We start from the raw sequence: 14,780 nt of genomic DNA, 5'->3' as shown, positions 1-14,780 counted from the left end.
CCGGGACGTCTGGATTGCCCAGAATCCCGGCTTGCATCTGATGGTGGCCTGTTGAATCAGATCGACTTGTACGAAAGTAATTTCGAGTCTTTACTTGCAGAATTATTTACGGCAAACCGATATTCTGATCAGTACATAATCAACCACGTGGAGGAGGAACCAGTTCTGTCTGCTCAACAGGGGTTGAGGTCACAATTGTATCAGATTTTCCTCCGGAGAATTCAGTCTCCTCAGGGAAAAGAGACCACACTCGCTGCTTAGAGTCGATACCGACTCGAACCAGCCCTCCCTCCAGAATCCTGTTTTGTTTCTCTCCATCTCCGCGGTCGAACACGATTTCAACCGGCCGGTCGCTTTCATGGTGACGCGTCGATCCCGCTTTAACCGTTTCAACCTTATTATCCAGCAGATAATGGAAATCATGAGCGCTGGCGGAGTTATCGAGTGTCAGAGAATAAGTGTGCTGTCTTAAATTCCAGGCATCACCTTCGACAACGAATTCGTAAGTATTTCCGGCTGTCAGAGTATAGCGGGCATTCCCCTTTCCGCTTCCCTGATTGAACTGGATGACGGACTTATTAACTGAGTTAAAAGTTTGCTGCTCTCCAGCCTGGAGAGAATGAGTCTGCCCCGCGAGGAGAAACCCTACAGTGCCTCCATTTGTCGAAAGATTCTTGATAACCAGTTCCTGTTTATCGGGGACGTCACGGGCATCTGAGACGGTTTTAGTAGATGCAAGTGGAATTCCCATAGCGACAGCGGGAGCAGCTGAAGTAGCACGATAAGTTCCTTTTCCTCCCGTACCAGCGACCATCCCAGGACCCATCATATAGCATTGCCCGGCGTCCAACTGCGGATCGAAAAACACAGGAACAGATCCAGACCTCAACAGATTACTCAATATTCCACTTAATGAATTTGAATTACCAGCGAAACCGTTATTGCTGGATGAGGAGTTAAACCATTGAGATAACTGGAGTGAAGCCTGTAACTGATTCAGCCTGGAATCGTACTGTTGTTTGATCATACCAAATCCCTGTGCAGTTGCCTGACTGATACCGGGACGGGATTGAACATAGGCATTGTAATCAGACACTGTTTTATTCATATCCTGAATCGCCTGCATCAAATCCCGGGATGAGCCTCCATTGGCCCTGAGTTGTTGAATATTACTCTCTATTGAAATCATCTCAGACTGAAAGATGAACGTCTCAGGATCAGGGACCACAGTGTTGCCAAATTTGATTGCTCCAGAAGCAGGATCGCGATACTTGTTCAGCAAATCACGAACTGCATTAGTATTTCCCTGAGACATTGCAGCCTTCAATGCATCCCGTTCCGACTTGGGCAATTCTTTCAGTTTCGCATCGATTGCTCCCTGCGCTGCCTGTGTTATTTTCTGATTCAGTTCACTCAGTTCTTTCAGGTCGTCCTCAATCACCTGGTCCAGACGTTTTTTAATTCGCCTCTGATCAGCTGGTGGTAAAGTCGGAATCCGTGATCTAAGCGAATAGTTGGCAGGAGCCACCACCTGCACGGGTACGACATTCGCTGGAACAGAGGCAGACGGGATCGGATTTTGGGGGACCTGAGGTTGAGGAGGCGGCTGATTGAATTGCGGGTTTACGGGCTCGTATTGTGGAGTCTGATATTCATATTCATATTCATATTCATAATCAGGGTAATACCCGTTCTCTTGAGATGCGGCATCAATAATCGCACCAATTCCGCTGATAATACCCCCAAGGTTACTGTTACCATGATTATTTCCTGATTGCTGGGGGCGACGAGGCCTCTGTTCGTCATGCTGATAATACTGTGCCTGCAAGGGGGCAGTTGGCCCGAAAATCATGATCAATGAAGATACGCTCAACAAAGTTGGTAGTAATGTACTTTTGGTTCTCATCATTTTCTCCCAATATGAGTGTTTCAACCAGAAACAGACTGTACTGGATATTCACCGCTGTTTTTGACCTGAACCCGTCACCATTTTTCAAGTCTTTGTCTGCCAAATAGAAAGACTATTTTCGTAGGGCATTTCGCTCATTCAGGACAAGTTGAGTGAAATACGAGATCTATCATTGGAATTATTTCTGAGGGGGCATAATAATTTCCAAGAGGGAACGGTAGTCAATCAGTTGAGAAATATCTCTTCGTTTAAAGGGCTTTATTGTGGAAGATTCCGTTACGAACTGGATGAACCATCTGGCAGAAGGTTCAGATTCAGCTGCCGAGTATCTCTGGGAGCGTTACTTCAATAAAATTGTCCGGGCAGCGAATAACCGACTTGGAGACTCACCACGTCGCGTTCATGATGAAGAAGATGTCGCAGTCAGTGTTTTCAACAGTCTATGTCGAGGAGCCAGGGAGGGGCGATTTAATCAACTCAAAAACCGAGATGAATTATGGCGGTTGCTGCTGGCAATGACGCGACAAAAAGCCGTCGACCGAATTCGCCATGAGACACGCCAGAAAAGAGGCGGCGGGATGGTTTTCGGTGAATCTGTCTTTGGATACATTCCAGGTAAAGAAAATCAGACAGCAGGAATTGAGCAGTTTGTCAGTGAAGATCTGACGCCTGAATTCATCGCTCTAATCGAAGAGGAATCAACCGCGGCAATTAATGATCTGGGGGAGAATGTCCGCCCCTTTATCCAGTTGCGTCTGGAAGGGTACGAACAGACGGAAATTGCCGAAAAGCTGGGAGTTTCTCTCAGTACAGTCGAACGAAAATTGAGAATGGTCCGTAAGCGATGGATGCAGAGATTAGAGGACTCCCAAAACAAATCTGATGAGTTTTAAACAGAAGCATGTCAGCGTATCTCTGATTTTAAGATCTGTAGCTGCCGCAGATCACTTAAAATGTGGTCTCAGAATCGCTCCCCTCATTACGTGGTAAGTTCCTGGCGATATAATTGACACACTCAAGAAGATCGGTGAACTGTGCCTCATACTCAGAGATACGGGTACCGATCCCCACTCTCATAATATAAAATCCTACGTCCTGGATCCCAAGAAAATATAATCCACGCTCGGGTGCAATGTGGTCGATTTTCAGACATTTGAACTTTCCCAGTTCTGATAAGGAATCATCAGTAATTTCATCAATCAACGGCAAAAAAATATTCAATTCCCGAACGGCCTGATTAATATCATCATCCAGAGTCAGACCAAATCTCAAGCTGAGCTGACCGGTCTCCTGCCACACACCAGCATTACCGATATGCGACCAATGAGAATCAAACCATTGTTCGTATAATGCTGCAAATTCACTGTCGCAGTATAAAAAATTCATCTGCATCAAACTTTCAGGCGTAAAACATTCCTTGTTCATCTCTGCCTCTCTGAATGTCGTGAACTGAAACTGGGTAAAAATCAGGTATTATTCTGGGGATCAGATCAACGGGTAAAGTTAAGTCGGAGACATTAAACGGTGCTGCTGCAAAACACTTTTCAGTAATTCGGGATTCTTCGGAAGTTCCTCTAACAGTTGGTGCAGTATTTCTCCCCGTGCAAGGTCTTTCAGTTGCCCAGAATTTGAAAAAAGAATCCGCTCAACTCTGCCTTTGGGAGCACCATCTGGAAGAGCATGCCAACTCATGACCCAAAAGAGCGGTGCGCTGCCTCGAAGGATTAGTTCAGCCTGGCTAACCATATTTGAATCGTTCATGTTTACACCTTTCTGATGAAACTTCGGTAAGCATTACCAATATGGGACCAATGAGAATCAAACCATTGCCTGTATATCTCTGACTGTCGTAACTCCATCGATTTACTGATATTTGTATCTATTCTGATATACGAACTGCTGACCATCCATAACCGCATCAGCTTTGATGATACCGACAAGATCATCCTGCACCCTTCATCTGGAATTCAATAATTTCAGTCCAATCGCAACTTCTCCAGGATTCTTTCTGAATAGCAAGCTTATGGATAATCAGGTCTGATGAAGGCTCAAATCCAGGCATAGTCACATTTCCCGATCGCAGAGAGACTCACGACAGGAAGCTTGTGTGCAGTGACTCCCTGAAGTGGCCTGGATGATTTCGATAAAAAAATCACAAAAAGATAACGGGTATGTAAAGAGCTTGACGGTTGAAGAGTGTTAGCCAGTGAATGGCAAGGCAAAAACATAATCTTCAATGAAAATCAATGGAGTCTAACGATGAAATCCAAGATGCTCTTTCTGATGGCTGCTTTTTGTGTTTCTGGGACCTGCTTTGCTTCAGATCCACTCAATTCACAGTGGAATTCGCAGTATCTTTCAGCAGGTGGTGGCCAGGTAAATGCTTTCGTGATTCTATCTAAAATGCCCGGAGATCAATTTGGAAATGGAGTCTATAAGACGCAGTTCGGCGATGGACAACTTACACAAGTCAGAGTCTCCATTGGAAATCGCCAAAACACTCCCATGCCTGCACCAGGAAGCCCGATGCCGGGTCCCAACAGTCCCTTATCCGGGGTGAATAATCCGTCACAAACCAAATTCGTGAAAGGCCTGTGGCAGTTCCAGGGATCAACGGGCTGGTTTAGGTGGGAACTTTACCAGGACAGTAATGGAACGCCCCGATTTACGGGGAAGTGGGGGTTCCTGGTCAATAACCAGCAGGGGCCGGTTCGCGGGAACTGGGATGGAAATTTCAATGCCGGTGGTAATCAGGGAGGCGGCAATGGTCCTTTTAACGGGGCTGTGATTCCAATCAACTAGTACCGATTTCGTCTGATTTACGAAAGGCTCCCGGTAAAGTGAGTCAATTCGTGCAAATCAGTTATCGACCTTTACATCCCAAAGTAGAAGTCGTCTTTAAAAATCCAGAATTCATTCTTCGCAGAGAGAAAGATTAACTCAAAATAACCAAAAATGAGGTGGGGAGAATTCCAATGAGTAATAAAACCGTATTGATTATTGTGATGGCAGTGGCTGTTACTTCAAGTGTTAGTGATCTTCAGGCACAGATCTCTATGAACAATTTTAAAAAAGAACTGAGAAAGGTAGACCCAACAAACAAAAACTCATTAGTAAGAGAGCATTACAGAAGAATTGATCAAGACCGTTTAAATGTCATGACACCGCTGACACCCATTAAGATTCCTCAACTGCGTCCTCAGCCGGGAAGAGATTACACGAGGATCTATCTCAGGAATGCAACCAGTCGGAGATTGAAAGTATCCATCCACTTTTACAACAATCTGAGCAAGAAGATCAGTGGGTATGAAGCTGATTTCTGGTCGGACAATGGATATCTGACTCTCAATCCAGGACAGACGATTCATGCTGCCAACGCTACAAGTCGTAACTTTTATGTCAGCGTCTATGACAACGGAAGATTCTGGGATGGCACCAACAGTTTCTACCATCCCATCGACAGAAAGAATACTCCCCATAAGAAGTATGACTTTGGGAGCCGCCATTTCACTCGATATACCGTTAGCCTGTATTGAAAATCAAAAGGCAACGGGGCCTTGAAACGTTAAATTACAACATGAATCTAATTAGTTTTTAAAACGGATTGCTTTGAGCAAAAAGTCTTTCGACGAATCTCTTTTAACAATAATGCAGGGTTTTGTTTTGAGCCTGTAATTCGTTCCCCAAAACTTGAAAAGGATGATGAGATGAATATTTCGTTGACAGTCGCTACTGGAATTTTATCTGCGGCAATCGCAGGCCTTGGTACCATCCAAGAAGTTAAGAGCAATAGGACTCCACTATCATCAATAAGTGAGAAAGGTCTGGAGAAAGGTCTGGAGAAAGGTCTGGAGAAAGGTCTGGAGAAAGGTCTGGAGAAAGGCCTGGAGAAAGGCCTGGAGAAAGGCCTGGAGAAAGGCCTGGGAGCCAATATTTTGTAGAGTTTTAAATGGGGGGCTATCAAAGATAGCCCCCCATTTTTCCGCTATTTCGAACGAGGCTAATGGCCATGACGAATCGACGACACCAACTATTGCTTTATATGATGATCACCATATTGGTCATGTCCTTACCATTTGATGTTAGAGGCGCTCAGAATGGACCCGAGGAGGTACTTATCTACTATGCCAATGAAACCGCCCCAAATGAAAACGAACAAAAAAACTATGAGACGATCATAAACTGGTTACGTGAGACGGGTGAAGATGAGTTCATAGAACTTTCCAGACAATACGAACGCGACATGCATTTATTTCCAGCCGTCGTTGATCTGGAAGTAGATATCATTCAGCATCGACTCCCGCGAAGGGATGGAAGGCTGAATGGTGTCATCATCACGAACCGCATGGCTAGAGAAGGGCGATTTCTTATTTATAGAGCTGGGGACACGCAGTTTAGAAATATGTGTCTCGCTATACCATGCTTCGACAACTATATACATGCTAGTAACCCATTATGCCAATCTGCAATATTACGTCGGGTATTAGAGAAAGTCGCTACAATATTTAGTGCCGACGATCATGAATTTATTTTCGTGGTAAAATCACATGGTAGTAAAGAACGATTTCTCACACCACTCATTTCAGTGCGACATCAGAATACAAACAGGGATGAAGTCTTAGCACTTTCGAGTCACCAGGTAGATGAAGCAAATTTACCAGATTGGGTACATCGATCAGGAATAACGAAAAGCGAGTTTTTCTCGATTGTATCCAATGTGGGAGATAAGTATGACATGACTTTCTCGTCCATCGTAATCGAAGCTTGTCAAGGAGGAATATCCCCGAGTTTAGAAAAGAGCATTCCGATGAATATACAACAACTGTCTTTTATTGATGGTAATGCCAACCACTTGAATCTGATTTGGGATAATCTTTTACATGCACAGTCAAAGCACGAAAGATTTGCAGACACACTTACACAACGCTTGCCCCCCATCTTTGACACCGTGTCCACCCGATCAAACCCAAAGCGCTCTCAATCTGAGATATCTCGAAAACAGGATGAACATATTCCATACCTGTTGTACTACTTTCCACTTGTTGGCTGGTTTGGATATGTTGCTGGCAGATGGTTCAAGAAAGGCAGTTCAGCAGGAACTCATTAACCAGCAACTTCTACATGTTAATATTCACAAGACTACACCAGCTCAATATCATTTTCATCAAACTGATACAGCAAGCACGAAGTCTGGAACATACTGAAATCAGTTGTATAGCCATCAGTTATTTTTGCTCATGCTTCAAAAGTCTCATCGCCTGGAAATTTTCAATGACATGATTGATGTCCAATAAATAAATGCAACTTTGATTCATGACGGTAATCGCAAGTTGGCTTCCTGATGGAGTTAAGCACAGGTCAGCAACAGGAGCGCGGAATTTTGGTAGTTCAACGAGTGGCTGATATTTGCCTTCATGAAGAATCCAGATTCTACAAACTCCTGATTGATCGCCGGTCACAATCAGACGGTCATCAACTGAAAGGCATTGAGCTGTATAAGGATCGTCCTGTTGATGAATTACTTGTAGAACATTCCCATACTCGACTGAGATTCGTTCTAAGATCCCGGCGTCGCCTGAGGTGAGGCACCAGGTTTCGTCAGAACTCAAGTTGACATTTCGAATTGCTTTTCCAGGACGTAGCGCACTGGCAAGATCGGGGGAATATTGTCCCGTCGCTACATCGCTGAATTGAACAGAACCATTTCGTGAACAGGTTGCGACCCATTTCTTTCCGGCATCAATATCAAGCAGGACAGTGTGTTGCATTAACGATGGCCACTTTGTCCGAACCTTGAGTGTTTCTGAATCCCATGACCATAGATTCTCCTCATTCACGATTCCCCATAGTACCTGGGAATCTGGAGAATAGGAGAAAGGCCCCAGTTGAGTCTCATCCCAGTGGCGAATTTCATCCGTGGCAGACTTCACCAGCGACAAGCTCCGTACCTTAGTATGAGGAGATGCTTGCTGAGTAAGTCCAGAGAGAGAGATTTCCCCTATTGCATGAAGGTCATCCCGTTTTTTCATATTGAAACAGAGCAGGTTGGGAAATTTACTTGAAAGGAATCTTCCTGCGATCAGAGAATCCTCGATCGCTCCAAAATGTGGATTTCGAAAATCAAGTTTGCCACCTCTGGATTCATCATTTGATAAAACTACTTCAATAACCGGGAAAACTGATTTCACGCCTGATCCAATCTGATTAACCGGGAGCTCAAACTCAGTTTTAGATGCTTTAGTCGATTGTTGATTGACATTGATTGCGGTCAAAACATTCTGTGGAAGGGTTCCATCAGGGGAGGACGATGCTGTTTGATCTGGAGAGGCTTCAAACTGAATGGCCGGTCCCAAAAGATGTGGCAGGAATGTTCTCTTCCACCCTTTGCCGTTTTTTTGTGAAACAATCGCTCCCAGGCAACTGGTTGACATTACTGAGTGTCTACCATCGGGAGACATCGCCACCCATGGCGTGTATCTGGATTGAATATTGACGGCATATTCATCGCGTATTGCGCCGTGCTCAGACGTGGATTCTTCCACGAACGTCGCCCAGTTATGATGATGAAACACTGATCGCCCGATACCAAGAGTTGAATTGGCTCCCATGGCAATTGCGGGAGATTCACCATCTGAAATTTGATGTACTAAGACCCGCTGGTAACGATTGAGTTCGTACACTCTGACTTGGGAGTCGTCTGATGCAACAAAGTATCTTCCAAGTGGATCAAAGGAAATTAAGGCATTGGGAATGGGAAGCTTTTGTATGAGAGCACCGGAATCAGATTCCCAGAAGACGATCTGATCTTCCAGCGCTTGTGCCAGATAAAAACCATCGGGGCTGAATTCGGGAGACCCTTTCAATCGCGAATGACGTTCTGAATTGGTTTTGGTCAGTCTTCCCATTTGCCGTCCGCTGCGGGTTTCGTACACAAAGTGATCGCTCGCTGCTACGGCCAGCCTTTTACCATCAGGAGACAGGGAAAGAAAAGTAGTATTGGGTAACCTCTGGCGAATGTCTGCTTCGGGGTGGTAATATATTTCTTTTCCACTGAGTTGAGTACGAAGGTGGAATTCTCCATGCTGGTGCCACACAATCATATCTTGTGATGGATTGACAGACATATCAATCACATCCATCTCCTGGAAACTTTTTTCCTCAAAACACTCCCATTCCTTGATTATTTTATGATTACCCACTGCATAGAGGTGTTGTCCGTCATTCGAAAAATCAACTCTGGTAATTTCGACTCCATCTCGTACCTGAAGTTCCAAAGGTTTTTTATTTGATTGAGTCAGATCGAATACAATCACTTTCCCAAATCGGGTCCCGGCTGCAAGGTAATGATTATCTGGACTGAATGATAATGACCGGAATCCGTCTGATCGCTTCTTCTCACTTTGCAATACTTTCATCAGTGAGGAAAGCATTGTACTCCATTCCAGAATTCTGGGAGGCTGATCAAAATCCTCACATGAATAAATGGCAATAGAGGGGCCCAAACCGTTAATTAATTCTCCAAATGCCAGTAAAGAACCATCCGGGCTGAAACTTACACATCCAGCAGCTTTGTTTTCTCCAGGCACTCTGTTACCGGGCACTGGAAAGCTTCGCAATGGTTTAAAATCGAAGGCTGCTGAAGCTGCCAGGGCAGCTGTCCTGAGAAGGTACCCGGACTGATCAGCGTCTTCAATTACATCTAACGATTCTATGGAGTCACGACATCTCCAGGTCCAGCCAGGCTTGCGGGTAGCCATCTCGTTTTGGATTTTCTGAACATCTCCGTAGAACTTGCGTGTCCCTGCCAGTCTCTTGTTGCTTTGGGCTAATTCTTCCGCATTCTTTTGTAATTTAGTCGTGATGAGAATTCGATTACGGAAACTGATTACTGTCACGACAGAAAGAATCAACAACAACAGTGACGCGATTAAGGCAGATTGGACGGGCTTTCGTTTGATCCAGCGCCAGGTCTTCACGGTAGCACTCAGTGGACGTGCCGAGATTGGTCGCCCCTCGGAACAAGCCCGCAGATCACTCAGTAAATAAGCAGCAGTCTGATAGCGTTGATCAGGATTTTTTTCCAGACATTTCAGGCAAATTGTTTCGAGGTCGCGATCAACCTGTGGGTTAAGTAAATTCGGGCGAATCGGAGGGTTTTCCAGAACCAGCCGCAGTGTTTCAGGTAAAGTGACAGCTTGAAAAGGGGGGCGACCTGTTAAGAGACAATACAGAACGGCTCCCATAGCATAAACATCAGTCCGCTCGTCGATGTCATGAGTCCGACCTGAAGCCTGTTCAGGAGCCATGAAACTCGGCGTTCCCAGGATCTGGCCTGTGGCTGTAATATTCGAATCGTTTTTCACCAGGCGCGCAAGTCCGAAATCGGTGATATGTGCATGCCCTTCCTGATCGATCAAAACATTAGCCGGTTTCAAATCACGATGAATGATTCCATTCTCATGGATGGCACAAATTGCATCTGCTATTTCCACGCAGATATCGACTACCCTTCTGTTTTCCAGGGGTCCCTCATGAACAATATCTGCCAGGCTCTGACCATCTACCAGGCTCATGGCGATAAAATATTGATCACTGACTACGCCCACTTCGTGGACGGTAACCACTCCAGAATGATTGATTTTTCCGGCCGTATGCGCCTCGAGCAGGAACCTCTCAATTTCTTCCTGAGATGCAAGGTTTCCCGAGCGAGTCACCTTCAGCGCTACATCCCGTTTCAGCAGTTGGTGCCTGGCCTTGTAAACGACCCCCATGCCACCCTGTCCAAGCACTTCTAGCAATTCATAATTCCCGATCGTCTGCCCTGCTGAAAGCAGACCCTGCTTAGACTGTTGTTGCTTCGGCTCACTGTTCTCCAGCGAGTTTCTATTAGACGTTTCGAATACGTCTTTGATCAAAGCACTGTCATCTGGAAATAGTTTCAGATAATCCTGCTTCAGGTCGGCGATAGAATTCTCATCGTGTACCTTTATTTCACGTTCGAAAACGAGAAGCTCCCGCAACAGTACTTGCCGCTCTTCGGTAGAATCCGTCTGCTTCAGGTAATCTGAAATCTGGGGATCTTTCCCCGAGCGTTTAGACTGCTCGTATTGATCGCACAGTTTATCGATTCTCTGCCACACGCTGTAATCGAAAGTTTTCGTGGAGTCAGTCATCAGATTTATCAATCTTCTTGAATGACAGCGTAAACAACCAACAATGAACTTCAGAGGTTGTGTTTTCAGGACAAGCAAAATAGTAACACGTCAGAAGATTTTATATCAATTAGAAAAAGACGAGTCTTGAAAGATCAGTGTCACAATCTGCGGTGAAATACTTTTCAATTTCTCTTTCCCCGCATGCGCAATTCAGATTGGGAATATCACCGGGGAGAGTCATCAATTTGAATGTCACCCTCTTTTCTTGCTATCTGATTTGATCTTCAGATGGACAGTGGTTGGAATACTTACCGTTGCCAGAATGATATTACGAATAATCTAGAGAAATCATCTCAACTTAGACATTTTTATGAAGGGTGCGCAAGGCCAAACACGGTATACAGGCAAAGTGAAACTCTATGGTGCGATAGCCCAGGACTGGCGGACTCCTGAAGAATACTTCAGAATCTTCTTAGGAGGAAATCATGAGCAAGGAGTTCAAAGTGTCAGGGAAACAGCACCGGCGATCGTTTACGGAAGAATTCAAGCGGGATGCGGTCAATCTTGTTGCCGTTGAAGGTTATTCATTCAACCGTGCTGCACAAGCCGTTGGCGTGAGTGCCAGCAGCCTGCGAGGATGGTACGAGAAGTACGCTCCCGAACCCCAGGCGTGCGGCGAAGACGCCACATTTCAACAGCTTCAGGAAGAGAACAGACGGCTGCGGAAGCAGCTTCGCGAAGCCGAAATGGAAAGAGCGTTGTTAAAAAAAGCAACGGCGTTCTTTGCGAAGGAGTCGCAGTGAAGTACGCCTGGATCAAACAACATCGCGACTTGTTTCCGGTAATTGTCATGTGTCGTGTTCTCGGCGTATCGAAAAGCGGTTTTTACAAATGGCTGAAAGCCGTACCCAGTCCGCGGGCCCAGCGTAGCGAACGCATTCGCAAGACGGTACAAGAAATTCACGAGCAATCAAACGAGATTTATGGCAGTTATAAAATCGCTGAAGCCATGCAGGCGGATGACAATTTAGAAACGGCTTGCCGCAACACGGTCGCCTTGGCGATGCGTGAAATCGGCTTGAAAAGCAAGGTTTCCAAAAAGTTTAAACCGACCACGACTGTCGTCGATCCGGATAAACGTCCCGCAGCGAATCTCTTGAATCAGGACTTTTCTGCGGACGCTCCGAATCGAAAGTGGGTCACCGACATCACCTACCTGCCAACTCAAAATGGCTGGGTTTATCTGGCTGTCGTCCTGGATCTCTTCAGCCGCAAAGTTGTCGGCTGGTCTATGGCGGACAGTCTCGCTACACCTCTGGTCAGTACCGCTCTGAAAAACGCTATCGAATCCCGGCGGCCCGAGACCCAGCGGTTGCTGCACCATAGTGATCGGGGCTGCCAGTACACCAGCGACCTCTATCAAACGACGTTGAAGACACTCGGGATCACATGCTCCATGAGCCGAACCGGATGCTGTTACGATAACGCCGTGATGGAACGATTTTTCTGGTCACTCAAACACGAGTGGACCAAACATGAGAAGTATGCCGATCTCACAGAAGCACGCCTGAGCGTGTTCCGCTACATTGAGACGTTCTACAATTCAAAACGTTTACATCAAACATTAAACTATCAATGTCCCGACCAGTTCGAGAGAATATACGCTCAACAACTGGCCGCATAATTCACTCTTCGGGAGTCCGCCAGTCCTGGGCTATCGCAGTATTGCTCGGGCTACACATCTGGGCCGGCATTCATTTCGGACTGAGGTGGTTCTCATGAGCATGCGACATGCCCTATTGATCGCGTTATTTCTTTTCGTGGCGTTGTTCGCCGCAGCCTACTTATTCGGCAGTCATGCCGGCGAGCAACCCTCCGACGTGTTCAACAAAACGTCTTGGCAGCGTATGGCCAGTCCCGGTGCGTTGTCCGAGGCCCACGCGTTTCTGGAGCATAACTGCGAGGCTTGTCACACGTCCGTCAAGGGTGTTGAGGCCAGCAAGTGCATCGCCTGCCACGCCGACAACAAGTCGTTGCTGCAGCGCCGGCCGACCGCGTTTCATGCCAATGTTGGTAGTTGTCGGGATTGCCACCGTGAGCATCGGGGAAGCGGCCAGCACCCGATCGACATGGATCACGTCGCGCTTGCCAGGATCGGCTTCCGTCAACTGGAAGCGGACCCCTTGTCAGACGGTGTCAACAACCAGGTGCGGAAAGATCTGCTTAACTGGATCGACCGGCACGAACCCGCGGTTCGCGGGTTAAAAGGCCATTCGAGCCTCGCGCCGCAGGAAGCAGTCTTGAATTGTGCGACCTGCCACTCCACAAAGGATCCGCACCGCGAACTGTTCGGCCAAAACTGTGCGCAGTGCCATGGAACGGCGAAGTGGACGATCCCAGAGTATCGGCATCCTTCGCCCAACTCCACCGATTGTGCTCAATGCCACCAGGCCCCGCCCAGCCATTACATGATGCATTTCAATAAGATATCGGCCAAGGTAGCTCGGCAGCCGAGCGCCAAGGTCAACGAGTGTTACGAGTGCCACCAGACGACTTCATGGAACGATATCAAGGGAGTCGGCTGGTACAAGCATCATTAGTCTGCTCCGTTACAATAAAGGAATGATCCGGCCTTCGCCGTGACCGAGTGTTCCTATCCCGTGGAGCAACCAGTATCGGCGGATACCAAGGGCATGGAGACACCAGCAATGATAGACCCTAACAGCGACAAGATGGGGCCAGTCACGCGTCTGCATACATGGTCAAACGTTCTGTTACTGGGGCCGTTTATTCCACAAAGATATTCGATCTCGTGAAGAAATCAATTAGATCGCGCATCGAAACTCAATGAAGTCCGTAATAATTTATGAATTTGCGGGAGCTGACCTGATGCCACTTACTCGAATTTAAATCTCAAACCTCTAAGAAAGTGGGAATACCATGCAAAATCTTAAAACTTTATCGACCTTACGTCTGACGATGTTCATACTGGGATCGGTGCTGGCCCTTGGTTTGATTTGGCCCGCACTGGCCACCGCCCAGGATCTTGAACCGAATTTGACCAGTCAGCTCGTGGAACTGCAGGGCAGGGTTGCTCGGCTGGAGGCCGCCTTGAAACAAAACTCTAACGGGATGGCCTCTGACACACCCGCGCAGAGCGACCCTGCGGGCACACGGAACGATACGGCGGGAGCCAGCGCTGCGAGCGGCCAAGGTATGGGTGGCGATAAGAGCAAAGGCATGGGTGGTGGTAAGGGCATGGGCATGATGGGGCAAGGCGGAAAAGGCATGGGTGGTGGCAAGGGCATGGGTATGATGGGGCAAGGCGGAAAAGGCATGGGTGGTGGCAAGGGCATGGGTATGATGGGGCAAGACGGAAAAGGCATGGGCGGTGGCAAGGGCATGGGTATGATGGGGCAAGACGGAAAAGGCATGGGTGGTGGTAAGGGCATGGGTATGATGGGGCAAGACGGAAAAGGCATGGGTGGTGGTAAGGGCATGGGCATGATGGGGCAAGGCGGCAAAGGCATGGGCGGCCGTAAGGGCATGGGCATGATGGGGCAAGACGGAAAAGGCATGGGCGGAGGTAAGGCCGAGATGAGCGGTTCTACCGGCCAGCTAATGAAGATGAAGTTCAAAATAATGGAGATGAAGATAAAGATGATGGAGATGAAGATGCTGGAGTTGGAGATGAAGATGATGGAGGTCAAGTGAAG

The 14,780-nt window shown here is 47.0% G+C and carries 12 protein-coding genes and 1 pseudogene; 9 read left to right on the top strand and 4 right to left on the bottom strand.

What is annotated here, in order from left to right; all coding sequences use genetic code 11:
* Nucleotides 1-139 precede the first annotated feature (139 nt).
* A complete protein-coding gene (locus F1728_RS19885; protein WP_155365530.1) occupies nt 140-1,852 on the bottom strand; it encodes a hypothetical protein in 1,713 nt (570 codons plus the stop codon).
* A 320-nt stretch (nt 1,853-2,172) separates the two neighbouring features.
* Between F1728_RS19885 and F1728_RS19880 the strand changes: the two genes are divergently transcribed.
* The gene (locus F1728_RS19880; protein WP_155365529.1) at nt 2,173-2,802 is read left to right on the top strand and encodes a sigma-70 family RNA polymerase sigma factor; all 630 of its coding nucleotides are present in this window, start codon (nt 2,173-2,175) and stop codon (nt 2,800-2,802) included.
* A gap of 55 nt (nt 2,803-2,857) precedes the next feature.
* Here the strand turns inward: F1728_RS19880 and F1728_RS19875 are convergent, their stop codons facing one another.
* Both F1728_RS19875 and F1728_RS19870 read right to left on the bottom strand, forming a co-directional pair.
* Nucleotides 2,858-3,334, bottom strand: coding sequence for a hypothetical protein (locus F1728_RS19875; RefSeq protein ID WP_155365528.1), 477 nt, complete (start codon nt 3,332-3,334; stop codon nt 2,858-2,860).
* Nucleotides 3,335-3,412: 78 nt separating this feature from the next.
* Nucleotides 3,413-3,670, bottom strand: coding sequence for a hypothetical protein (locus F1728_RS19870; RefSeq protein WP_155365527.1), 258 nt, complete (start codon nt 3,668-3,670; stop codon nt 3,413-3,415).
* Between the two features lie 498 nt (nt 3,671-4,168).
* Between F1728_RS19870 and F1728_RS19865 the strand changes: the two genes are divergently transcribed.
* The 4 genes from F1728_RS19865 to F1728_RS19850 all read left to right on the top strand — a co-directional run bounded on the left by F1728_RS19865 (nt 4,169) and on the right by F1728_RS19850 (nt 7,016).
* Nucleotides 4,169-4,711 carry a hypothetical protein gene (locus F1728_RS19865; RefSeq protein WP_155365526.1) on the top strand — a complete coding sequence of 181 codons (543 nt, stop codon included), beginning with the start codon at nt 4,169-4,171 and terminating at the stop codon, nt 4,709-4,711.
* A gap of 173 nt (nt 4,712-4,884) precedes the next feature.
* Nucleotides 4,885-5,445: a hypothetical protein gene (locus F1728_RS19860; protein ID WP_155365525.1), complete on the top strand. Its 561-nt coding sequence runs from the start codon at nt 4,885-4,887 to the stop codon at nt 5,443-5,445.
* Between the two features lie 171 nt (nt 5,446-5,616).
* Nucleotides 5,617-5,850, top strand: coding sequence for a hypothetical protein (locus F1728_RS19855; protein WP_155365524.1), 234 nt, complete (start codon nt 5,617-5,619; stop codon nt 5,848-5,850).
* 68 nt (nt 5,851-5,918) lie between these two features.
* The gene (locus tag F1728_RS19850; protein WP_155365523.1) at nt 5,919-7,016 is read left to right on the top strand and encodes a hypothetical protein; all 1,098 of its coding nucleotides are present in this window, start codon (nt 5,919-5,921) and stop codon (nt 7,014-7,016) included.
* 118 nt (nt 7,017-7,134) lie between these two features.
* Here the strand turns inward: F1728_RS19850 and F1728_RS19845 are convergent, their stop codons facing one another.
* Nucleotides 7,135-11,082, bottom strand: coding sequence for a serine/threonine-protein kinase (locus tag F1728_RS19845; RefSeq protein ID WP_155365522.1), 3,948 nt, complete (start codon nt 11,080-11,082; stop codon nt 7,135-7,137).
* 467 nt (nt 11,083-11,549) lie between these two features.
* Between F1728_RS19845 and F1728_RS19840 the strand changes: the two are divergent.
* The 4 genes and pseudogenes from F1728_RS19840 to F1728_RS19825 form a co-directional block, all read left to right on the top strand.
* Nucleotides 11,550-11,786: pseudogene (locus tag F1728_RS19840) on the top strand (transposase); the annotation flags it as partial.
* Nucleotides 11,702-12,748, top strand: a complete 1,047-nt coding sequence (locus tag F1728_RS19835) for an IS3 family transposase (protein ID WP_155364858.1) — start codon at nt 11,702-11,704, stop codon at nt 12,746-12,748. The pseudogene F1728_RS19840 and the gene F1728_RS19835, both read left to right, overlap by 85 nt.
* A 94-nt stretch (nt 12,749-12,842) precedes the next feature.
* A complete protein-coding gene (locus F1728_RS19830; protein WP_155365521.1) occupies nt 12,843-13,664 on the top strand; it encodes a cytochrome c3 family protein in 822 nt (273 codons plus the stop codon).
* Between the two features lie 340 nt (nt 13,665-14,004).
* Nucleotides 14,005-14,778, top strand: a complete 774-nt coding sequence (locus F1728_RS19825) for a hypothetical protein (RefSeq protein WP_155365520.1) — start codon at nt 14,005-14,007, stop codon at nt 14,776-14,778.
* The last annotated feature ends 2 nt before the right edge of the window (nt 14,779-14,780 follow it).

The organism is Gimesia benthica (assembly GCF_009720525.1).
Taxonomy (GTDB): domain Bacteria; phylum Planctomycetota; class Planctomycetia; order Planctomycetales; family Planctomycetaceae; genus Gimesia; species Gimesia benthica.
Note: the sequence above shows the minus strand (reverse complement) of the source record. Positions and strands in the feature narration are given on the sequence as shown.